The sequence below is a fragment of the Massilia sp. BAP21 genome (assembly GCF_057801335.1).
Genome location: NZ_CM173596.1, coordinates 5,492,510 through 5,515,035 on the forward strand (window position 1 = coordinate 5,492,510; position 22,526 = coordinate 5,515,035).

Consider the following 22,526-nt stretch of genomic DNA (forward strand, 5'->3'; position numbering starts at 1 on the left):
GGTCAGTCATTGGACAACATACATATTCTTGTTTGCCGGTGCCGCGGGAAGATCAGAGCAATCGTCCCAGGTCATTGAAGACGGCGAGCGCCATCAGCATGAACAGCAGGCCTACCCCTGCGCGCTGAGCGAATGCCTGGATTCGCTCGGACAGGGGACGCCCGGTCAAAACTTCCAGCGAATAATACAGCAAATGGCCACCATCCAGCACTGGAATTGGTAACAGATTCATTACACCCAGGCTCACGCTGACCACCGCGATGAAGCCCAAAAACGTCGCCAGGCCCATGCGTGCGGTCTGTCCGGCATAGTCGGCGATGGTCAGGGGACCGGTGACATTCTTCAGCGAAGCCTGCCCCGTGACGATCTTCGCGATCATCTTGAAGGTCAGCGCCGTCATCTCCCAGGTGCGCTGCGTGCCCTTCGCAATCGCCTCGAACGGGCCGGCCTGCACGGTCACGAAGTCGACCGCCGGCGCCAGCTGGACCTGGGCCACGCCCTGCCCCTTGGGGTCGCGTGCCTTGGGGTCGCGCTCGGGCGTGAGCGGCAGGCGCAGGAGATTGCCGTCGCGCCGCACGTCCAGCTGCAACGTGCGCCCGGCCGCGGCGCGCACGGTACGGATGAAATCGCCGGCGTCCAGGAGCGGCTTGCCGTCGGCCGCCACGACCACGTCGCCGCGGCGCAGGCCAGCGCGTTCGCCCGGACCGCCCGCCACCGCCTGTTCCACGACCGGCATGCCGATCCAGACGTTCATGCCGAGCGCGGCCATCACGTCGCCGTCGGGTTCGCCTTCAGGGTCGACGGCGCCGAAGGCGCTGGCCGGAATGGTGGCCGCGTAGCCGCTGCCGTTGGCGCTCTTTACGTCGAGGTGGGCGGCTTGCCTGTCGACCGCAAGATGGGTGACGGCCCAGCGCAGTTCCGAGAACGATTGCACCGGTTCGCCGTTGACGGCCACCACCACGTCGCCGGCGCGCAAGCCGGCGGCGTAGGCCGGCGTGTTCGTTTCCATCGCCGCCAGCCTGGCGCTGGGCTCCTGGGCGCCGTGCATGAACAGCAGGCCAAACAGGACAATGGCCAGCAGGAAGTTGGCGGTCGGACCGGCGGCGACGATGGCGATGCGCTTCCACACGTTCTGGCGCGTGAACTCGCGCGCCAGGTCGGCTTCGTCCTTGGGCGCGGTGGCCGGATCGCGCGCATCGAGCATCTGCACGTAGCCGCCCAGCGGCAGCGCCGAGATCGCCCATTCGGTATTGTCGCGGCCGAAGCGGCGCGACCAGACGACCTTGCCCATGCCGACCGAGAAGCGCAGGACCTTCACGCCGCACAGGCGCGCAACGAGATAGTGGCCGAGTTCGTGGAAGACGATCAGCGGCCCCAGCGCGAGCACGAAGCCCGCGGCTGCATACAGGAAGTTCATGGTATCTAAGTCCGGGTCGGGTTGCCTGCCAGCGCGGCGACGATCTGCTTCGCTGCCGCGCGGGCACGCTCATCTTGCGCCATCACGGCCGCGATGTCATGCGCTGCGCCATGGGTGTTCTCGTCCATCACGCGGCGCACCACGCGGTCGATGTCGCGAAAGCCGATGCGCCGTTCCAGGAAGGCTTCGACCGCCACTTCATTGGCCGCGTTCAGGAGGGCCGGCGCGGTGCCGCCCGCGCGCAGGGCGTCAAAGGCGAGCGCCAGGCAGGGGAAGCGCGCGAAGTCGGGCTGGTAGAACTGCAGCGCCGCCATCGCCGTCAAATCGAGCTGGGCCACGCCGGAGTCGATCCGCTCCGGATAGGCCAGCGCGTGCGCGATCGGGGTGCGCATGTCGGGGTTGCCGAGCTGGGCCAGCACCGAGCCGTCGACGTACGACACCATCGAGTGGATCACGCTTTGCGGATGGATCACCACCTCGATGCGGTCGGCCGGCGCGCCGAACAGCCAGTGGGCCTCGATCACTTCCAGGCCCTTGTTCATCATGGTGGCGGAGTCGACCGAGATCTTGCGGCCCATCGACCAGTTCGGATGCTTGCAGGCTTCTTCCGGGGTGACGTTTTCCAGCGTTTCGACGGCACGGTTCAGGAAGGGGCCGCCCGAGGCCGTGAGCAGGATCTTGGCCACGCCGGAGGCGTCCGGCTGGCGCGCGTAATTGCCGGGGAGCGACTGGAAGATCGCGTTGTGCTCGCTGTCGATGGGCAGCAAGGTTGCCTTGTGCTCGCGCACGGCGTCCATGAACAGCTGGCCGGACATGACCAGGGCTTCCTTGTTCGCCAGCAGCACCTTCTTGCCGGCGCGGGCCGCGGCCAGGGTCGGCGCCAGGCCGGCGGCGCCGACGATGGCGGCCATGACGGTGTCGGTGTCGTTGCCGGAAGCGATCTCGCACAGGGCCGCTTCGCCCCAGGCGACGTCGACCGGCAAGCCTTCGAGCAGGCGCGCCAGTTGCGCGGCGGCGGCGGCGCTGCCGACCACGGCGCGCTGCGGCTTGAACCGGCGGCATTGCGCGGCCAGTTCCTCGACGCGGCTGTGCGCGCTCAGTGCGTAGACCTGGTACTGATCGGGATGACGCGCGAGCACGTCGAGGGTCGAGACGCCGATGGAACCGGTGGCGCCCAGGATGGTGATGCGTTGCATGTGAAGCTCCTTACAGCCCGTGTTTTACAGCCCGGGTATTACAGCCAGTTGCCGATCAGTGCCGCCAGCGGCAATACGGGAACCAGGGCGTCGATCCGGTCCAGCACCCCGCCATGGCCGGGCAGCAGATTGCTGCTGTCCTTCATGCCGGCGCGGCGCTTGAGCTGGGATTCGAACAGGTCGCCGACGACACTGGCGGCGACGATCAGGACCAGGATGGCCCAGGTGGCGGCCCAGCCCAGGCTGGCCTGGACGCGCACCGGGAAGGTGTTGGCAAGCGGCGCGCCGGCGAACACGATGACCAGGGTGGCGATGACGAGCACGGCGATGCCGCCGCCGATCGCGCCTTCCCAGGATTTGCCAGGCGAGATCGACGGCGCCAGCTTGCGCTTGCCGAAGGCCTTGCCCGAGAAGTAGGCGAAGATGTCGGCGGCCCAGACGATGGCCATCACCGACAGCAGGTACAGCGGAGAGTAGGCGAACAGGGCCACGATGGCGGCAAAGCAGCCGACCAGCGACACGGCATACACCACGCTGAGCAGGGTGTTGGCCGTGGAATCGAGCGCCGGCAGGCCGATCTTCAGCGAAGGCGCGAAGCGCAGCGCCCACAGCAGCAGCGAGATCGCATACCAGAACACCGGGTTCGGCTGGGCCGGGCCGAAGAAGGCCCAGGCAAAGGCCGCCGTCCAGAAGGCGGCCACGACCGGGGCCTTGGTCGACTTCGGATTGAACAGGCGGAAGCATTCCCAGATCGCGGCGCCGAAGAACACGGTCGCCACCACCGCGAAGGCTGTGTAGTTGTTGGAATACAGGACCGGCAGCAGGACTGCCAGCAGCACGAGCGCGGTGATGATCCGGGTTTTCAGCATCAGGTTTTGTTCGCTACTTGTTCGCCGGTACGGCCGAAGCGCCGTTCGCGGTGTTGGTAAGACGCGATCGCCGCGTCCAGGGACTCGGCCGAGAAGTCGGGCCAGTAGGTATCGGTAAAGTACAGCTCGGAATATGCCAGCTGCCACAGCAGGAAATTGCTGATGCGCTCTTCGCCGCCGGTACGGATGAACAGGTCGGGTTCCGGCGCATAGGCCATCGCCAGGTGCGGTGCCAACATCTCCTCGGTGTAGTCGCGCACGCCGGGGTTGGCGGCTACCATCTTGCTTGTCGCCTGCATGATGTCCCAGCGGCCGCCGTAGTTGGCGCACACCGAGACTGTCAGGCGCTTGTTGCCGGCGGTCTTGCGCTCGGCATTCGCGATCATTTCCTGCAACTTCGGGTCGAAGCGCGAGAGGTCGCCCACCACTTTCAGGCGGATGTCGTTGGCGTGCATCTTCGCCACTTCGCGCTCGAGGGCGGTGACGAAGAGGCGCATCAGCAGCGACACTTCCTCGACCGGACGGCGCCAGTTTTCCGACGAAAACGCGAACAGCGTCAGGTACTCGACGCCGCGCAGCACGCAGGCCTCGACCACGCCGCGCACGGCCTCGACGCCCTTCACGTGGCCGGCCACGCGCGGCAGCAGGCGCTTGGTCGCCCAGCGGCCATTGCCGTCCATGATGATCGCGATGTGGCGCGGCACGGCCGGCACATCGGGGACTGCAGTCGTCGAACTCTTGAAAATCATAGATCCTTTGCCATCACGGCAATACAGAAAGGAAGAAAACAAACGGGCCCCGGGAACGCGGCAAGCGCGCATGCACGGGGCCAGGGACGCCATCAGCGTTGCAAAGGGGCGTCCGCTCCTGCGTCAGACGGTCAGGACTTCCTTTTCCTTCTCGGCCACCAGCTTGTCGATGTCGGCAACGAACTTGTCGGTCAGCTTCTGGATCTCGTCGGATGCACGGCGCTCGTCGTCTTCCGAGGCGGTCTTGTCCTTCACCATTTTCTTCAGCTGCTCGTTGGCGTCGCGGCGGATGTTACGCACGGCGATCTTCGCGTCTTCGGCTTCCGACTTGCACAGCTTGACCATTTCCTTGCGGCGCTCTTCGGTCAGCGGCGGGGTCGGCACGCGCACCATGTCGCCCATCGTCGACGGGTTCAGGCCGAGGTCGGCGTCGCGGATCGCCTTTTCGATCGTGCTCAGCATCTTCTTTTCGTAAGGCGTGACGGCGATCGTGCGCGCATCGGCCAGGGTCAGGTTGGCCACGCCGGAGAGCGGCGTTGGCGAACCGTAGTAATCGACCATTACATGGTCGAGGATGCCGGTGTGGGCACGGCCGGTACGCACTTTGGCGAGGTCGGCACGCAGGGTTTCAATCGACTTTGTCATGCGCTCTTGCGCATTCTTTTTGACGTCAGCTAGGGACATGCTGCTCTCCTGTTCTTCAGTATTTCAGAGTTAAATCAAACGTGTACCAGTGTACCTTCGTCTTCGCCCATGATCACGCGCTTGAGCGCGCCGGGCTTGACGATGGAGAACACCTTGATCGGCAGCTTCTGGTCGCGGCACAGGGCGAACGCGGTCGCGTCCATCACCTGCAGGTGCTTGGCGATCGCCTCGTCGAAGCTGATCGACTCGTAGCGCGTTGCGTGCGGATCCTTCTTAGGATCGGCAGTATATACGCCATCGACCTTGGTTGCCTTCAAAACAATCTGGGCCGAGATTTCCGAGCCGCGCAAGGCAGCCGCGGTGTCGGTGGTAAAGAAGGGATTGCCGGTGCCGGCGGCGAACACGACGACCTTGCCTTCTTCCAGGTATTGCAGGGCTTTCGGGCGCACGTAGGGCTCGACCACCTGCTCGATGCCGATCGCCGACATCACGCGTGCGGTGATGCCGACATGGCGCATGGCGTCGGCCAGGGCCAGGGCGTTCATGACGGTGGCCAGCATGCCCATGTAGTCTGCGGTGGCGCGGTCCATGCCCTGGGCGCCGGGGGCGACGCCGCGGAAGATGTTGCCGCCGCCAATCACGACCGCCAGCTCGACGCCCAATTTGGCCACTTCCGCCACGTCGGCCACCATGCGGTCGATGGTGGCGCGGTTGATGCCGAAGGGGTCGTCGCCCATCAGCGCTTCGCCAGACAGTTTGAGGAGGACTCGTTGGTAGGCTGGTTTTGTCATGATGAGGCGCTCTCCTGTAGTGTTCGGTTCGAATTCGGTTCCGGCCGCAGGCACATGGCTTGCGGCCTCATCTGCAAATGTACAGATGGCGGTGAAACTGGCGCGCACGGTGGCCGCCTTGGATGGCCCGCGGCGTATTCCGTACGGTGGGCACCCCGTGCCCACGCGGATGCCGGCATGGTGTTGGCCATGCCATATCCGGTACTGCCGGCGCTATCGAAACGCCTCGGGAGATGTCTCCGCGACGCATGCCGACGGCCACGAACGGCGTTCCGTTGACGCATCGTTCCGCGTGGGCACTTCGTCATGGATGCCACTGGCATCCATGACCCCACCGTACGGTTGCAGCCAACGATGCTGCGACCTGCCCCACAATTACCCGGCCACGTAAACCGCCGGGCTTAAAAAAACGGGCCTTGCGGCCCGCTTTTTCATTACTGCTTGTTGGCAGCCATCTGGGCCGCGACTTCTGCTGCGAAGTCGTCAACCTTCTTCTCGATGCCTTCGCCGACGACGTACATGGTGAAGCCCTTGACGGTCGTGTTGGCGGCCTTCAGCATCTGCTCGATCGACTGCTTGTCGTTCTTCACGAATGCCTGGTTCAGCAGCGACACTTCTTTCAGGTACTTCTGAACCGAACCTTCCAGGCGCTTGGCCAGGATTTCCGGCGACTGGGCTGGCTTGCCTTCGGCAGCTGCCTTGTCTGCATCTTCCTGGGCCTTCAGCTGGGCGACCGAACGCTCTTTCTCGATCATTTCAGCAGGCACTTGCTCAGCCGACAGAGCGACTGGCTTCATTGCGGCGATGTGCATCGCGACGTCCTTGCCGACCTGCTCGTCCGCGCCTTCGTATTCGACCATGACGCCGATACGGGTGCCGTGCAGGTAGGAAGCCAGCTTGCCGACCGTTTCGAAACGCTGGAAGCGGCGCACGGTCATGTTTTCACCGATCTTGCCGATCAGCGCCGAACGCAGTTCGTCGAAGGTCTGGCCGCCGGCGTCGAGCGCCGACAGGGCTGCCACGTCGGCCGGGTTGTTTTCGGCGATCAGCTTGGCGGCCAGGTTGGCCATGGCCAGGAAGTCGTCGTTCTTGGCGACGAAGTCGGTTTCGCTGTTGATTTCCACCAGCGCGCCGATGTTGCCGGCGATGTAGGTCGCGACGACGCCTTCGGCGGTCACGCGTGCCGATGCTTTCGATGCCTTGCCGCCCAGCTTGACGCGCAGGATCTCTTCGGCACGGCCCATATCGCCTTCGGCTTCGGTCAGTGCTTTTTTGCATTCCATCATCGGTGCGTCGGTTTTCGCGCGCAGTTCGCCGACCATCGCTGCAGTAATCGCTGCCATGTGTATTCTCCTAAATAGTGAGTCGCAGAGTGAAAACGCCAAACGGCGCTTCCACGACGTTATTGCTGAATTCGTTTTTGCTTGAAAAAAGGGGTGCTCAGTAACCGGCACCCCTTTTAAGAGCCTTGCAAGCTACAGGCAGGACCAGCCTGCCCGGGGCTTACGCCTGCTCGGAGACTTCGACGAAGTCGTCGCCGCCGGCCTTGACCATTTCAACGACTTCGTTGGTGGCGTTGGCACGGCCTTCCAGGATCGCATCGGCGACGCCGCGTGCGTACAGGGTGATGGCTTTCGACGAGTCGTCGTTACCAGGGATCACGTGGGTGACGCCTTCTGGCGAGTGGTTGGTGTCGACCACGCCGATGACCGGGATGCCCAGCTTGCCGGCTTCGGTGATGGCGCCCTTGTGGTAGCCGACGTCGACGACGAAGATCGCGTCAGGCACGCCGCCCAGGTCCTTGATGCCGCCAATCGACTTCTGCAGCTTTTCCATTTCGCGCGAGAACATCAGCGCTTCTTTCTTCGACATCTTCTCGACCGAACCGTCTTCGACCTGGGCTTCCATGTCTTTCAGGCGCTTGATCGAGGTCTTGATGGTCTTGAAGTTGGTCAGCATGCCGCCCAGCCAGCGCTGGTCGACGTAAGGGACGCCAGCGCGCTGTGCTTCAGCGGCGATGATGTCGCGGGCCTGGCGCTTGGTGCCGACCATCAGGATGGTGCCGCGGTTGGCCGAGATCTGCTTGATGGTTTTCATCGCATCCTGGTACATCGCCATGGTTTTTTCCAGGTTGATGATGTGGATCTTGTTGCGATGACCGAAGATGAACGGTGCCATCTTTGGGTTCCAGAAACGGGTCTGGTGGCCGAAGTGAATACCGGCTTCCAGCATTTCGCGCATAGTAACGGACATGTAATTCTCCAGGGTTAAATTCTTGAATAACGACCAGTCACCTCGAGGGCACCCTTGTCGGTCGCATTCGCGATTTGAATAAATAAAATAGACTACTTTGACAACATTGCCCGATCAGGATCGGAGCAACCCGAGATTCTAGCGGGATTCCGGTTGCTTATCAAGCTTTGCGTGTCATGACGGGGGGCTTGATCCCGCTGCACATCGGACGTAGGGTGGACGGCTGCGCCGTCCACGCGTTCAAATCACACTTGCACCACGGCGTAACGGTCTGCAAGGCATAGTCGGACGCGTGGACGGCAAAGCCGTCCACCCTACATGCGGCAGCCAGGCATCGGCAACCGGGATACACATCACTTATAATGCGGAGGATATTGCAGCGATTGAAATGTTTGCTCGACTGTTACGCGCTGTTACGAATCGCTGTTACGAATAAATACCGACCGCTTTAGCAGAACTCCTATGTCCATCTCCATCAAAACGCCAGAAGAAATCGAAGGCATGCGCATTGCCGGCCGCCTTGGCGCCGAAGTGCTCGACTACATCACGCCCTTCGTCAAGCCGGGCGTCACCACCGCCGAGCTCGACCGCCTGTGCCACGAGTACATGGTCAACGTCCAGGGCACGACCCCTGCCCCGCTGAACTACCAGCCGCCGGGCTATCCGCCTTACCCGAAGTCGGTCTGCACCTCGCTCAACGACGTGATCTGCCACGGCATCCCGAACGACAAGCCGCTGAAAGACGGCGACGTGATGAATATCGACGTTACTGTGATCACGAAAGACGGCTTCCACGGCGACAACAGCCGCATGTTTTTTGTGGGTAAACCGTCGATCATGGCCAGGCGCCTGGCGGAAGTCACCTACGAATGCATGTGGCTGGGCATCAGCAAGGTCAAGCCGGGCGCCCACCTGGGCGACATCGGCCACGTGATCCAGCAGCACGCGGAAAAGCACGGCTACAGCGTGGTGCGCGAATTCTGCGGCCACGGCATCGGCCGCGTCTTCCACGAGGAACCGCAGGTGCTCCACTATGGCAAACCAGGCACGCTGGAAAAGCTGGAACCGGGCATGATCTTCACCATCGAGCCGATGATCAACGCCGGCAAGCGCGAGATCAAGGCCCTGCCGGACGGCTGGACCATCAAGACCAAGGACCGCAGTCTGTCGGCCCAGTGGGAACACATGATCCTGGTCACCGAAACCGGCTACGAGATCCTGACCCAGTCCGCCGGCACGCCGCCGCCGCCGGCCATCGTACTGCCGGCCGCTGCTGCGGTGCCGGCATAAGGACACACCATGCCAGCCGCGCAGCGCGACGACACGCAGCCCGCGACCGGGCCCGAACTCAGGCAGAAGCTGAAAGCCGAACGGCAGGCGCTGTTCGAACGCTTCCGCCATGACGACCGCCCCGAGAAGCTGCTGCGCAGCCTGCGCCGCTGCGTCGACGGCATCCTCGGCGAAGCCTGGCGCGCGGCGCGGCTGCCGGCCAATACGGCCCTGGTGGCGGTCGGCGGCTACGGCCGCGGCGAACTCTTCCCCTACTCCGACGTCGATGTCCTGATCCTGCTCGGCGCCGCGCCCGACGCCATCACCCAGGCCAGGCTGGAGAACCTGGTCCAGCTGCTCTGGGACCTGGGGCTGGAGATCGGCCACAGCATCCGCACCGTGGACGAATGCCTGAGCGAGTCGGCCGCCGACATCACCGTGCAAACCAGCCTGCTCGAAGCGCGCCTGGTCAGCGGCGACACCGCCCTGTTCGCGCAGCTGCAGGCGCGCTATCGCGAAGCCCTCGACCCGCAAGCGTTTTTCCAGGCCAAGACCGCCGAGATGCGCCTGCGCCACGCCAAGTACGAGTACACCGCGTTTGCGCTGGAGCCGAACTGCAAGGAAAGCCCGGGCGCGCTGCGCGATTTGCAGGTGATCCTGTGGGTGGCGAAGGCGGCGGGCCTGGCCAATTCCTGGGGCCAGCTGGCCACGCGCGGCCTGATCACGCGGGTGGAAGCGCGCCAGCTGATGGAAAAGGAGCGCGCCTTCAAGGACATCCGCGTGCGCCTGCACCTGCAGACCAACCGGCGCGAAGACCGCCTGCTGTTCGACGTGCAGACGGCGATCGCCGAATCGTTCGGGCTCGCCTCCGACCCGCCGGGACCGGGCGCGCGGCGCGCTTCCGAATACCTGATGCAGCGCTACTACTGGGCCGCGAAGACCGTCACCCAGCTCAATACCATCCTGCTGCAGAACATCGAGGCGCGGCTGTTCCCGCAGCCCTCGGTGCCGCGCCCGCTCAGCTCCTCGTGCGGCGATTGCTTCAACGAGGTGAACGGTTTCATCGACATCGTGCGCGACGATACCTTCGAGACCACGCCGTCGGCGGTGCTCGAGATTTTCGTCGCCATGACGGAGCGGCCCGACATCAAGGGCATGACGGCGCGCACCACGCGCGCGCTCTGGCATGCGCGCAACCTGATCGACGACGACTTCCGCGCCGACCCGGCCAACAAGGCACGCTTCCTGCGTATTTTAAAGGCGCCGGTCGGCCTGGTGCACGCGCTGCGGCGCATGAACGAATTCGGCGTGCTGGGACGCTACCTGCCCAACTTCCGCAACATCGTCGGCCAGATGCAGCACGACCTCTTCCACGTATATACCGTGGACCAGCACATCATGATGGTGGTGCGTAACCTGCGCCGCTTCACCATGAGCGAGCACGCCCACGAATACCCGTTCTGCAGCGCCCTGATCGCCAACTTCCGCGACCGCTGGCTGCTGTACGTGGCGGCCCTGTTCCACGACATCGCCAAGGGCCGCGGCGGCGACCATTCCGAGCTCGGCAAGACCGACGCCTTCGAGTTCTGCCGCGACCACGGCTTGTCTGAAGCAGACACCGAACTGGTGGTGTTCCTGGTCGAGCAGCACCTGACCATGTCGCAGGTGGCGCAGAAGCAGGATCTGTCGGACCCGGACGTGGTCCAGGCCTTTGCCGGCGTGGTGAAGGACGAGCGCCACCTGACCGCCCTCTACCTGCTGACCGTGGCCGACATCCGCGGCACCAGCCCCAAGGTGTGGAATGCCTGGAAGGCCAAGCTGCTGGAAGACCTGTACCGCATCACCCTGCGCGTGCTGGGCGGCGAGCCGCATTCGGCCGACCGCGAGCTGCGCATGCGCCAGCAGGAAGCCCTGGCCACGCTGCGGCTGTTCGGCCTGCCGGCGAACGCGCACGAGGCGCTGTGGGACCAGCTCGACGTGGTCTATTTCCTACGCCACGACGCCTCCGACATCGCCTGGCAGACGCGCTGCCTGCACGACAAGCTGGGTAGCGGGCGGCCGGTAGTCAAGGCGCGCCTGGCGCCGATCGGCGAAGGCCTGCAGGTGACGGTGTACGTGAAGGACCAGCCCGATCTGTTCGCGCGCATTTGTGGCTACTTCGACCGCAAGAACATCAGCATCCTCGACGCCAAGATCCACACCACGCGCGACGGCTATGCGCTCGACACCTTCCTGGTCACCGACGCCACCTTCGCCAAGCATTACCGCGACATCATCAGCCTGATCGAGCACGAGCTGTGCGAACTGCTGGTGTCCCAGGCGCCGCTGGGTGCGCCGACGCGTGCCCGCCTGTCGCGCCTGTCGCGCCACTTCCCGATCACGCCGACCGTGGAGATGCGCCCGGACGAGCGCGGCCAGAACTACCTGCTGTCGATCGCGGCCCACGACCGTACCGGTTTGCTGTATGCGATTGCGAATGTGCTGACGCGCTACCGCATCAATCTGCACACCGCCAAGATCATGACCCTGGGCGAACGCGTCGAGGACGTGTTCCTGATCGACGGCCCGAACCTGAACAACCCGCGCGTGCAGGTCCAGCTCGAGACCGAGATGCTGGACGCGCTGTCCAATTAATTCTTTTCTTTGTAAGTTGCCTCATGACCGAACCGCTCCGCCTTTCCAAACGTATGTCCGAACTCGGCCTGTGCTCGCGCCGCGAAGCCGATGAATGGATCGCCCGCGGCTGGGTGCGGGTCGACGGCAAGGTGGTGTCCGAACTGGGCAGCAAGGTGCTGCCTTCGCAACGCATCACGGTCGAACGCCAGGCCGCCGCCGAGCAGTCGAAGCGCGTCACGGTCCTGATCAACAAGCCGGTCGGCTATGTCAGCGGCCAGGCCGAGGACGGCTATACACCGGCGGTGGCCCTGATCAAGGCGGAGAACCGCTGGGCCGACGACCCCTCGCCCGAGAACTTCCACCCTACCCAGCTGCGTTCGCTGGTGCCGGCCGGGCGCCTCGACATCGATTCGGTGGGCCTGCTGGTGCTGACCCAGGACGGCCGCATCGCCAAGCAGCTGATCGGCCAGGACACCAGCATCGACAAGGAATACCTGGTGCGGGTGCAATACACGAAACCGGGCAAGCTGCCCGACAGCGACCTGAAAAAGCTGAACCACGGCCTGTGGATGGACGGCAAACCGCTGCTGCCGGCCAAGGTGCGCTGGCAGAACGACGACCAGCTCAGCTTTACCCTGAAGGAAGGCAAGAAGCGCCAGATCCGCCGCATGTGCGACATGGTGGGGCTGAAGGTGGTGGGCCTGAAGCGGGTGCGCATCGGGCGCGTCAAGCTGGGCGACCTGCCGGTGGGTCAGTGGCGCTACCTGGGGGCGGACGAGCAATTCTGAGCTTGGTGGATTGATGCTTCCAGCAGCGTTGTTCGCAATAGCGTAGGGTGGACGGCTCTGCCGTCCACGCGTCGATCCATAGCGGCCGGGTCATCATGCCGCATGATCTTGCCGCCAACGATCACCGCGTGGACGGCGCACGCGTCTTGTCAGGGCAAGCATGCGGGTGCAGCCGTCCACCCTACACCGATCGCCGCCGCGATTGTTGCAAAAACTATCATAAACATTGTCTTGTGGAATTGTGTTATATTTGCCGGCCGGCGTAAGGACATCGCCGTTCGACTCCCTAGCTCCCCTCGACTCCATGCGTACCCCTTTCCGGGCAGGCCTCGCGCTGCTCCTTTGTTCGTCGCTGGCCGCGCGCGCCATCGCCGCACCCGCCGCACCTGCCCACCCCGCACCGCCCGTCTACAACTTCTCGCCGGTGAACCAGTACAACCTGCAGGTCTCGGCCAGCTTCTGGAATCCGATCGTGCGCTACGTCTCGGCGAAAAGCGGCGTGCGCCTGAACCTGAAACTGGGCCGCACCTCGGCCGATACCACCAGCTACGTGCTGGCCAAGGAAGTCGATTTCGCCTTCACCAACCACCTGTTCAGCCCCGAGCGCGCGAAGATGGGCTGGACCGTGTTCGGGCGCCGCAACGCCGAGCCGGTGCGCGCCCAGATCGTGGTGCCGGCCGATTCGCCGGTATGGCGCCTGTCGCAGCTGGCCAACAGCACCGTCGTGTTCCCCGGCCCGGAAGCGCTGATCGCCTACAAGGTCACCTATGCCCAGCTGCTGCGCCAGGGGATACCGGTGACGGTCGCCTTTGGCGGCAACATGGACGCCGCGTTCACCCAGATGTTCAGCGGCCGCGCCCGCGCCGCCGGCGCCAACTCGCAGCTGGTGGCCAACTATGCCGGGCGCGAGGACAAGCGCTTCCGCGTGCTGTGGAGCTCGGCCCCGTTCAACGACCTGGCCCTGATGGCCTCGCCGCGCGTGCCGGCGGCCCAGGTGCGCGCGGTCGCCGCCGCCTTCCTCAACATGCACCGCGATCCGGAGGGCCGGCGCATCCTCGATACGGCCGCCGAACTGATCCACGCGCCCGAGCCGCTCTCGTTTGTCGCCGCCAGCGACGCCGACTACGCCGCCTACCGCACGTTCTACCAGGCCGCCCCGGCCGAACTGCGCTAGGACCATGCCTTCCACCCTGCCCGCGTTCTTCGCCCGCCTGCAAGGCCTGCTGCTGCCGCGCTCCCTGGTCGGCCGCGTGTTCACGCTGTTTGCGCTGAGCATGCTGCTGTTCGTGACGGCCGGCCTGGGCATGTTCTACCGCCACCAGTTCCTGCAGCACATCGAGGAAACCCAGGACGCCGCCAGCACGCTGGTCGAGGTGGCCTCGCAGGCGGTCGAGGACAGCGCCGTGATCGGCGACTACGACACCGTCAAGCGCACCCTGTCGACGATGATCGTGCAGTCGCCCTTCCACAGCGCCACCTTCATCGACCTCGACGGCGGCGTGATCCGCGTCGAGGCGCCCGACGAAACCTACCAGACGCCGGCGCCGGACTGGATGACCCACCGCATGGCGGGTGCGCTGTTCGACGTCAACCGCGTGGTGACGGTCGGCGGCAAGGACTACGGCGTGCTGCGCCTCTCGTTCAACGAACGCAAGCTCGCCGCCCAGCTCTGGTCGCTGCTGCTGCAGTCGGCCGGGCTGGCGGCGGTCGCGCTGCTGGTCAGCCTGGTACTGGCGCGCACCTTCCTGGCGCGCTGGCTGAAGAACCTGGGGCGCCTGCGCTTCTATGGCGACGAAGGCGCGGCCAGCGCCGGCCTCGCGGAAGCCCTGGACAACAACGCGCCGCTGGAAATCCGCGAAGCGATCCAGGCCGTTAACCGCAGCGCCGCCAGCATGCGCGACCAGTACGGCCAGCGCATCGCCGCGCTGATGAGTTCCCTGGTCCAGCACAAGAGCGCGCTCGACCAGGCGGCGATCGTCTGCGAGGTCGACCGCGAGGGCCGCATCACCGGCGTCAACGAGCAGTTCGTGCGCCACGCCGGCTATGCGCGCGAGGAATTGATTGGCGCCGAACTGGCGCGCGTCGGCGCCCCGCTGCCCGCCAGCGGCCGCGCCTGGACGCCGTCGGACAGCGTCTGGAACGGCGAAGTCGTGGTGTCCGCGCGCGGCGGCGAGCGCCAGTGGCGCCGCACCGTGGTGCCGATCTTCGACGGCGCCGGCCTGGTGGAAAAATATATCTGCATCGATTTCGACATCACCGAACGCAAGGAATTCGAGGACGCCATCATCCAGAACGCCAAGCGCCAGGGCCTGGTCGCGCGCCTCGGGCGCAGGGCCCTCGAAGCCGGCCCGCTGCCGGAACTGTTCGCCATGGCGACCCAGCTCGCCTGCGAAGGCCTGCAGGTGCGCCATGCGGCGGTGTTCGGCTTCGACCCCGAACGCGGCACGGCCGCGCTGCAGGCGGGCCACGGCTTCCCGCCGCATGCCGCCGCAGGCGCGGAGTTCCCGCACGTGCCCGGCCCCGGTTCCTCGGACTACCTGGCGCGCTGGGGCCGCGGCCTGCTCGGCGCGATCGATGCCGGCAGCAGCATCGAGGTCTTCATCGTCTGCCACGACCGCCTGTACGGCGCGCTCGCCGTGTATGCGCCGGTCGAGCGCACCTTCCAGGAAGACGAGGACGGTTTCCTGAACGGCCTGGCCAACATCCTCGCCACCGCCATCGAGCGCGCGGACGCGAAGAGCCGCCTGACCTACCTGGCCCAGTACGACGCCCTCACCGGCCTGCCGAACCGGCACCGCCTGTCAAGCTGCCTGGAAGAAGCCATCGCCGGTTCGGCAAGCGGCGCCCACTGCGCCGGCGTGATGTTCATCGACCTCGACCGCTTCAAGAGCGTCAACGACATGATGGGCCACAGCGTCGGCGACGAACTGCTGGCCCAGGCCAGCCGCCGCCTGCAGGACTGCGTGCGTCCCGGCGACGTGGTGGCGCGCCTTGGCGGCGACGAGTTCGCGGTGGTGCTGCCGCACCTGGCCAGCAACCTCGAGGCCGAAACCATCGCGCGCTGCATCGTCGACGGCCTGGCGCGCCCCTTCCTGCTGCAGGGCCAGCAGATCTTCGTGTCGGCCAGCGTCGGCATCGCCGGCTACCCGCACGACGGCGAAGATGCCGCCACCCTGCTGAAAAGCGCGGACACCGCGATGTACAGCGCCAAGAACAGCGGCCGCAACAACTTCCGCTTCTTCGAAGCCGGGATGCACGCAAGCGCGGCCCGGCGCCTGCAGACCGAGACCGATTTGCACCTGGCGCTCGAGCGCGGCGAATTCGAGCTGCACTACCAGCCCAAGCTGCGCCTGGACAGCGGCGCGGTGAGCGGCTTCGAGGCCCTGCTGCGCTGGCGCCATCCCGAGCGCGGCCTGGTCTCGCCGCTGGAATTCATCGCCATCCTCGAGGACACCGGCCTGATCCTGCCGGTGGGCGAATGGGTAATCGCCGAGGTCTGCCGCCAGCTCGGCGCCTGGAGCGAAACGCTGGAGAACGTGCCGCCGGTGGCGATCAACCTGTCGGCGCGCCAGCTGGCGCATGCCGGCCTGTCGGAGACCGTGCGCGCGATCGTGGCGGCGGCGGGAATCGATCCGCGCCTGCTGGAATTCGAACTGACCGAGTCGATGCTGATGGCCGACCCGGAAGCGGCGGTGGCGATCCTGTCGAACCTGAAGGCGCAGGGCATGCGGCTGTCGGTGGACGATTTCGGGACCGGGTATTCGAGCCTGGCATATTTGAAGCGCTTCCCGCTGGACGCGCTGAAGATCGACCGCACCTTCGTGCGCGACCTGCCGACCGACGGCGACGACGCGGCCATTACCAAGGCGGTGATCAGCCTGGCGCACAGCCTGAACCTGAAGGTGGTGGCCGAAGGGGTCGAGACCATCGGGCACGTGCGGGCGCTGGAGGCTTACCAGTGCGACGAGATCCAGGGGTATTACGTGAGCCGGCCCTTGCCGGCGGCGGCTGCCGCGGCCTTGTTGGCGGAGCGGGTGGTGGTTGCGTCGGTGTGATGGGTTGGTGCCGTTTCGTCCGTTTGCATCGTTCGCCGCGTTTCAACCGGTGAGACCGCGTGGGCACAGGTGCGCACCCTACAAGAACACCGCCCGTCTGGGGTTTGCCACCGAGGCGCGGAGCGCCGAACCACCGGCTTCATCCGTAGGGTGGGCACCTGTGCCCACGCGGATCATGCACATCAATAACAGCACAGGCAACAGCCCCACATCCCCACGCACACCCGCCCGTCAACACACCTGCCACCATTGCAACTTCCCATTCCCTGGCGTAGCATGCAACGCTTGCCTCTGGTCACGAGCCAGCGGTGAAAGTCCATCCAAGAAGGGAATTAAATGAAAACGGAAATCCTCCCGTACAGCCAGACCCGCTCGTTCATGACGGTCGCCCTGATCGAACTCTGGGAACGCTTCGGCTACTACGGCATGCAGGCGCTGATCGTGTACTTCATGGTGCAGCGCATCGGCTTCGAAGACAGCCGCGCCAACCTGGTCTGGGGCGCAGCCGCGGCCCTGATCTACGTCGCCCCCGCCATCGGCGGCTGGATTGGCGACAAGGTGCTCGGCACCCGCCGCTGCATGGTCCTCGGCGGCATCATCCTGACCCTGGGCTATGCCCTGATGGCGGTCCCGACCGAGAACACCTGGTTCCTGTTCTCGGCCCTGGGCGTGATCGTGGTCGGCAACGGCCTGTTCAAGCCGAACACCGCGAACCTGGTGCGCAAGATCTACGAAGGCGACGACTCGAAGATCGACTCGGCCTTCACCATCTACTACATGGCCGTGAACGTCGGCTCGACCATCTCGATGCTGGCCACGCCCGCCATCAAGGACTACGTGAACGCCACCTATGGCAACGAACTCGGCTGGCACGTGGCCTTCGCCGTGTGCTCGGTCGGCCTGGTAGTCGGTCTGCTCACCGTGATGATGATGCGCGCCACCATCCGCCACGTCGGCTCGCTGCCGGACGAACTGCCGCTCGACAAGGCCAAGCTGGCCATGGTGCTGGCGGGCGGCGTGGTCGCCGTCGGCGTCTCGGCCGTCATCCTGCAATACCAGAGCCTGGCCCGCATCTTCGTCTACCTGGCCGGCATCGTGGTACTGGGCATTTTTGTCCACTTGATCCGCAAGAGCGAAGCCAGCGAACGCGCCGGCCTGATCGCGGCGCTGATCCTCACGCTGCAGACCGTGTTCTTCTTCATCTTCTACCAGCAGATGTCGACCTCGCTGTCGCTGTTCGCGCTGCGTAACGTCGACCTCGACTTCACGCTGTTCGGTTCCCACCTGTGGACCTGGTCGCCGGCCCAGTTCCAGGCCCTGAACGCGATCTGGATCATGGTCCTGAGCCCGGTCCTCGCATTCATGTACGCCCGTGCCGGCCGTACCGGCTCGGACCTCTCGATCGCCGGCAAGTTCGCGCTCGGCTTCTCGGTGGTGGCCCTGGGCTTCTTCACCTACGGCTTCGCCGGTTCCTTTGCCGTGAACGGCCTGACCTCGTCGTGGATCATGATCGCCGGCTACGGCCTGTATTCGCTGGGCGAGCTGCTGGTGTCGGGCCTGGGCCTGGCGATGGTGGCGCGCTACGTGCCGGCGCGCATGGGCGGCTTCATGATGGGCGCCTATTTCGTCGCCACCGGGATCTCGCAATACCTGGGTGGCGTGGTCGCCAACCTGGCCAGCGTCCCTTCCGGCATGACCGACCCGCTGCAGACCCTGCCGATCTACACCAGCCTGTTCAACAAGCTGGGCATCGCCGCCGTGCTGTGCACCCTGATCGCGCTGGCCGTGCTGCCGCTGATGCGGCGCCTCACTGCGACGCACCACGCGCACCAGTAAGCTACCAACGCAATGAAGGCCGGTTCATCAACCGGCCTTTTTTTATGCGAGCGACACCATGACTACCTTGATTACCGACCGCCTGCACCTGGAACCCTTCGACGACCATCACTTCGACGGCTTGCAGGCCATGAACCGCCTGCCCGAGGTGATGCGTTACCTGTCGGGCCAGCCCGAAACGCCGGAACAAACCCGCGCCGCGATCGACCTTGTGAAAGGCCGCTGGGCGGAATACGGCTTTTCCTGGTGGGCCTTTGTCGAGCAGGAAAGCGGGCGCGTGATCGGCGCCGGCTGCATCCAGTACCTGGGGCGCGACCCGGCCAACCGCACGAGATCGGCTGGCGCCTGGTGCCGGACAAGTGGGGCCAGGGCCTGGCCTCGGAGGCAGCGCGCGCGATGGCGGCCTGGACTTTCGACACCCTGGAGGCGCCGCTGCTGGTGGCGGTCTGCAAGCCGGAGAACCGCGATTCCGGGAAGGTGATGGCGCGCCTGGGCATGCGCTACCGCGGCGAGGAAACCTGGTACGGCAGCCCGCACGCGGCCTGGGAGCTCACGCGCGCGGCCTGGCTGGCGCACCAGTGCGCCTAGCGGCGCGGCGCAACGAGCGCCAGCAGCGCATCCGGGCTGACCGGCTTCACCAGGTAATGGTCGAAGCCGGCGGCCAGGGCGCGCGAGCGGTCTTCGGCCTGGCCGTAGCCCGACAGGCCGATCGCCAGCGGCTGCGCGCCCTTGCTTGAGGCGCGCAGGCGCGCCAGCACTTCCAGGCCGTCCATGCCGGGCAGGCCGATGTCGCAGACGATCACATCGTAGTCGTGCGCCAGCATGGCGTCGAGCCCGGCCTGGCCGTCGTGCGCCATGGTGACGTCGTGCGCTTCCAGTTCCAGGAAGGCCTTCAGGGTTTCGCAGGCGTCGATGTTGTCTTCGACCAGCAGCACGCGGCAGCGGCCCGAGGGCTGCGCCGCCGTGTCTTCGCGCGGCGGTGCGCTGTTTGTGAGCGGGCACAGCGGCAGGCGCACCACGAAGCGGCTGCCCTGGCCAAGACCGTCGCTGTCGGCCTTGACCGTCCCGCCGTGCATCGACACCACGTTACGCACCACGTTCAGGCCCACGCCCAGGCCGCCCTCGGAACGCGCCAGCGAGCGCGGGCCCTGGGTAAACAGGTCGAAGATGTGGGGCAGCACCTCGGGCGCGATGCCGGTGCCGTTGTCGCGCACCGAGACCACCACTTCGCCGGTTTCCACCGTGACGTCGACATAGACGTTGCCGCCGTCGCCGGTGTACTTCGAAGCGTTGCCGATCAGGTTGGTGAACACCTGGGTCAGGCGCACGCGGTCGCCGCGGGTGCCGGCCGGCTCGGACGGCATGTTCAGGTACAGGTGCTGGCCACGCTCGCGGATGCGCGGCAGCACGGTTTCCAGGGCCTGGTCGATGGCGTTCGAGACCGGCATCGGCTCCAGGCTGAGGGTGATCTTGCCGCTGCTGATGCGCGCCGCGTCGAGCAGGTCGTCGAGCAGGCGCGCCATGTGGTCGACCTGGCGCCGGATGACTTTCGAGAAATTCAGCAGCTGGGGCGAGGCGTCGGACGAGCGTTCCAGCAGCATCGCCGACATGCTGATCGGGACCAGCGGGTTGCGCAGCTCGTGGGCCAGCATGGCCAGGAACTCGTTCTGGCGCCGGTTGGTGGCTTCGGCATCGTCGCGCGAACCCTGGGCATTGATGGCGGCCACCACCAGGTGTTCGTTGGCCTCGCGCAGGCGCGTCACCGTCGCTTCCAGCGCCTCCTTCTCGCGCAGCGATTCGCGCAGGCGCGCCAGCTCGTCCTCGAGGGCGCCGATGTGGCGCAGCAGCGTGGCGCTGAGCGGGTCGGGATTCAGCTGCTCCGAGCCGGCCTGGAGGGAACGCTGCATCGAATTGCTGTCGTCTTCGTGAAACATTCCCTGTCCTCCTTAGCGTCCTGGCGCGCGCGATACCGCGCCGCCGGTAAGCGTCCCTTCGACACTGGTCGGCAACTCGTCGACCTCGATGCCGTTCTCCGTGATTTCGTAGCCGCGCACGTCGCGGCTGTGGTCGCTGCCGCGCACCTTCACTACCGACATGAACTTGTGCAAGCGCCCCTCGACCTCGGCGTAGCGCAGCGCCACCACCGCATCGGTGAGGTAGGAGATATTCGCCTGGCTGAAGCGCAGCTCGGTAAACACGTCGTCGAGGCCGATCGTCACCAGCGCCGTGACGCCGTGCTTGGCCACCACCGACAGCATGCGAAACACCGACAGGCGCAAATCGGCGTGGAATTCCGGCGCCATGTAGAGGCCGAATTCCGACAGCGAATCGATCACCAGGCGGCGCGCGCCGGTACGCCGCAGCGTATGCTCGAGTTCGTCGATGAGTTCGTCCACGGTGAGGTCGAGCAGGCGGCTCTCGACCACCGCCACCTGGCCGGACTGCACCATGTCGGCTAGTTCGGCATTGCGCAGGCGCGGCGTGCCCTTCTCGAAGAACATGGCCACGCCCTTCTCGCCCTGCGCCACCCCTTCCTGCAGGAAGTTGGTGGCGAGGACGGTCTTGCCGGCGCCGGTCGGCCCCGCCACCAGCACGGTGTGGCCCTGAGGCAGGCCGCCGTTGAGCATCTTGTCCAGTCCCGGCGTGCCGGTGGGGATGCGGCGCAGTTCGCGGTCGACCGCGACGCCCGGGTGGCGGTCGGCGGCCAGCGGCGGCAGGATGCGCGGATAGACGCGCAGGCCGTCGTCGGTGATGCGGAAATTGTGCGAGCCGGCCAGGTGGGCGCGCCCGCGCATCTTGACCACGCGCATCTTGCGCACCACGGTGCTATGCTCGTGGGCCTGGGTCAGCGACAGCATGCCGTCGGCCACGGTCATGATCGGGTTCGCTTCCGGGTCGGTGTGCATGTATTCGCCGATCAGGAAGGTGGTGGCCTGCCAGGTGGTCATGCGGGTGCCGAGTTCCTGGATGAAGAACTGCAGATCGGCCGCGCCTTCGTTGCCGCCCTTGGCGGTCTGCACCACGGAGCGGAAGGAATCGACAAAGACCAGCGAGGGCTGGAAGGCCTCGACCTCGGCCATGATGCGTTCGAGCACGCCGGAAAAGTCGCCGGTGCGCAGGTTTTCGCCCAGGTTGACGTAGCGGATCGCGGGGCCGACCTTGGCCACGTCGAAGAAGGAGAACTGCTGCTGGTAGCGCAGCATCTTCAGCGGCGGCTCGCCCAGCACGGTGAAGAACAGGGCGCGGCGCTCGCTCGTGGCCAGCGAGAACATGATCTGGTGCGCAAGCGTGGTCTTGCCGCTGCCCGGAGGACCGGCAACGAGATTGAACGAAAACTCCGGCAAGCCGCCGCCCAGCAGCGTGTCCAGTCCCGGTACGCCCGTGTTCAGCAGTCCCAAGGCTACTTTGTCGCTCATTTACTTCTGCTCCTGTACATGCTTCTGCCCGTCTCCGCCCATTGCGTCTTGTAACAGCTGCTTTGTTAACGCTTCGCCGATCAAGGTTCCCAGCAGCGTGGTGAAAGTATCGAGCAGCGCGGCATTCGCCAGCGCTGCCTGCTCCGGTCCTAGCTCGTTCAGGGTTCTGGTCAGGGACGCAAACAGGTGGGCAGTGGGCTTGGACGGGTCGCACCCGTCCAGGCCACTGAAACGCACCGTCGTCAGCCGGACGGCGCGCCCGAACAACACACAAAAGCCGCTGTCGCCGATCAATGGCGTCAGCTGCTCGCCCAGGCGCAGCCAGGGTTTGATCCCGGGCGCCTGCGCGCCCGCATCTGCCTGCTCATGCGTTGGCATGGGTGTGCTTGTATCTTTCCTGTTCGTCATGTCGGCTTTGTCAGACCGCGGAAGCTCCGCGTCGTTTCTTCTGGTCCATGCTTGCTGATCAGCTGTCATTGTGTAAGTGCACGGCCTGCCGACTGGCTGGCTGGTCCTCAATTATAGAGGTAATACCGACAATTTTTATAAAAGGTCAGCCAGGCATGCAAAAACAGGTGCCCCCGTTGCTGCGCCGCGAAAAAAGTGCGCATTCATCCGGTGTGCGA

17 protein-coding genes and 1 pseudogene are annotated in these 22,526 nt (G+C 65.4%); 7 read left to right on the forward strand and 11 right to left on the reverse strand.

Going from position 1 to position 22,526, the window contains the following annotated elements; all coding sequences use genetic code 11:
- Window positions 1-52 precede the first annotated feature (52 nt).
- The 8 genes from rseP to rpsB all read right to left on the reverse strand — a co-directional run bounded on the left by rseP (window position 53) and on the right by rpsB (window position 7,920).
- Window positions 53-1,417: an RIP metalloprotease RseP gene (gene rseP / locus ACWYRN_RS23960; protein ID WP_488690303.1), complete on the reverse strand. Its 1,365-nt coding sequence runs from the start codon at window positions 1,415-1,417 to the stop codon at window positions 53-55.
- Window positions 1,418-1,422: 5 nt separating this feature from the next.
- Window positions 1,423-2,613 carry a 1-deoxy-D-xylulose-5-phosphate reductoisomerase gene (gene ispC, locus ACWYRN_RS23965; protein WP_488690304.1) on the reverse strand — a complete coding sequence of 397 codons (1,191 nt, stop codon included), beginning with the start codon at window positions 2,611-2,613 and terminating at the stop codon, window positions 1,423-1,425.
- 38 nt (window positions 2,614-2,651) lie between these two features.
- On the reverse strand, window positions 2,652-3,482 hold the full coding sequence (locus tag ACWYRN_RS23970; RefSeq protein WP_488690305.1) for a phosphatidate cytidylyltransferase: 831 nt from the start codon (window positions 3,480-3,482) through the stop codon (window positions 2,652-2,654).
- Window positions 3,482-4,231, reverse strand: a complete 750-nt coding sequence (uppS, locus tag ACWYRN_RS23975) for a polyprenyl diphosphate synthase (RefSeq protein WP_488690306.1) — start codon at window positions 4,229-4,231, stop codon at window positions 3,482-3,484. The genes ACWYRN_RS23970 and uppS overlap by 1 nt, the downstream gene beginning before the upstream one ends.
- Window positions 4,232-4,354: 123 nt before the next feature.
- Window positions 4,355-4,915, reverse strand: coding sequence for a ribosome recycling factor (gene frr / locus ACWYRN_RS23980; RefSeq protein ID WP_229439806.1), 561 nt, complete (start codon window positions 4,913-4,915; stop codon window positions 4,355-4,357).
- Between the two features lie 35 nt (window positions 4,916-4,950).
- The gene (gene pyrH, locus ACWYRN_RS23985; RefSeq protein WP_488690307.1) at window positions 4,951-5,667 is read right to left on the reverse strand and encodes a UMP kinase; all 717 of its coding nucleotides are present in this window, start codon (window positions 5,665-5,667) and stop codon (window positions 4,951-4,953) included.
- A 434-nt stretch (window positions 5,668-6,101) separates the two neighbouring features.
- Complete coding sequence (gene tsf, locus ACWYRN_RS23990; protein WP_488690308.1) at window positions 6,102-7,010, reverse strand: translation elongation factor Ts; 909 nt, start codon at window positions 7,008-7,010, stop codon at window positions 6,102-6,104.
- A 160-nt stretch (window positions 7,011-7,170) separates the two neighbouring features.
- Window positions 7,171-7,920, reverse strand: a complete 750-nt coding sequence (gene rpsB, locus ACWYRN_RS23995) for a 30S ribosomal protein S2 (RefSeq protein WP_229439803.1) — start codon at window positions 7,918-7,920, stop codon at window positions 7,171-7,173.
- A 462-nt stretch (window positions 7,921-8,382) separates the two neighbouring features.
- Here rpsB and map point away from each other — a divergent pair, with 462 nt between their 5' ends.
- The 7 genes and pseudogenes from map (at window position 8,383) to ACWYRN_RS24030 (ending at window position 19,072) form a co-directional block, all read left to right on the forward strand.
- Window positions 8,383-9,210, forward strand: a complete 828-nt coding sequence (gene map, locus ACWYRN_RS24000) for a type I methionyl aminopeptidase (protein ID WP_488690309.1) — start codon at window positions 8,383-8,385, stop codon at window positions 9,208-9,210.
- A 9-nt stretch (window positions 9,211-9,219) separates the two neighbouring features.
- Complete coding sequence (locus ACWYRN_RS24005) at window positions 9,220-11,823, forward strand: [protein-PII] uridylyltransferase (RefSeq protein ID WP_488690310.1); 2,604 nt, start codon at window positions 9,220-9,222, stop codon at window positions 11,821-11,823.
- 23 nt (window positions 11,824-11,846) lie between these two features.
- Complete coding sequence (locus ACWYRN_RS24010; RefSeq protein WP_488690311.1) at window positions 11,847-12,593, forward strand: pseudouridine synthase; 747 nt, start codon at window positions 11,847-11,849, stop codon at window positions 12,591-12,593.
- Between the two features lie 304 nt (window positions 12,594-12,897).
- The gene (locus ACWYRN_RS24015) at window positions 12,898-13,767 is read left to right on the forward strand and encodes a phosphate/phosphite/phosphonate ABC transporter substrate-binding protein (protein WP_488690312.1); all 870 of its coding nucleotides are present in this window, start codon (window positions 12,898-12,900) and stop codon (window positions 13,765-13,767) included.
- 4 nt (window positions 13,768-13,771) lie between these two features.
- The gene (locus ACWYRN_RS24020; RefSeq protein WP_488690313.1) at window positions 13,772-16,648 is read left to right on the forward strand and encodes an EAL domain-containing protein; all 2,877 of its coding nucleotides are present in this window, start codon (window positions 13,772-13,774) and stop codon (window positions 16,646-16,648) included.
- A gap of 336 nt (window positions 16,649-16,984) precedes the next feature.
- On the forward strand, window positions 16,985-18,484 hold the full coding sequence (locus ACWYRN_RS24025; protein WP_488690314.1) for a peptide MFS transporter: 1,500 nt from the start codon (window positions 16,985-16,987) through the stop codon (window positions 18,482-18,484).
- A 130-nt stretch (window positions 18,485-18,614) separates the two neighbouring features.
- Window positions 18,615-19,072 (forward strand): annotated as a pseudogene (locus ACWYRN_RS24030) (GNAT family N-acetyltransferase).
- Here the strand turns inward: ACWYRN_RS24030 and ACWYRN_RS24035 are convergent.
- From ACWYRN_RS24035 to ACWYRN_RS24045, 3 genes are read right to left on the reverse strand one after another with little or no spacing between them, the layout of a single operon-like run.
- A complete protein-coding gene (locus ACWYRN_RS24035; RefSeq protein ID WP_488690315.1) occupies window positions 19,069-20,418 on the reverse strand; it encodes an ATP-binding response regulator in 1,350 nt (449 codons plus the stop codon). The pseudogene ACWYRN_RS24030 and the gene ACWYRN_RS24035 overlap by 4 nt on opposite strands.
- A gap of 12 nt (window positions 20,419-20,430) precedes the next feature.
- Window positions 20,431-21,900, reverse strand: coding sequence for a DUF7125 family protein (locus ACWYRN_RS24040; protein WP_488690316.1), 1,470 nt, complete (start codon window positions 21,898-21,900; stop codon window positions 20,431-20,433).
- Window positions 21,901-22,278: a hypothetical protein gene (locus ACWYRN_RS24045; protein ID WP_488690317.1), complete on the reverse strand. Its 378-nt coding sequence runs from the start codon at window positions 22,276-22,278 to the stop codon at window positions 21,901-21,903. It abuts the gene before it with no gap.
- Window positions 22,279-22,526: the final 248 nt, after the last annotated feature.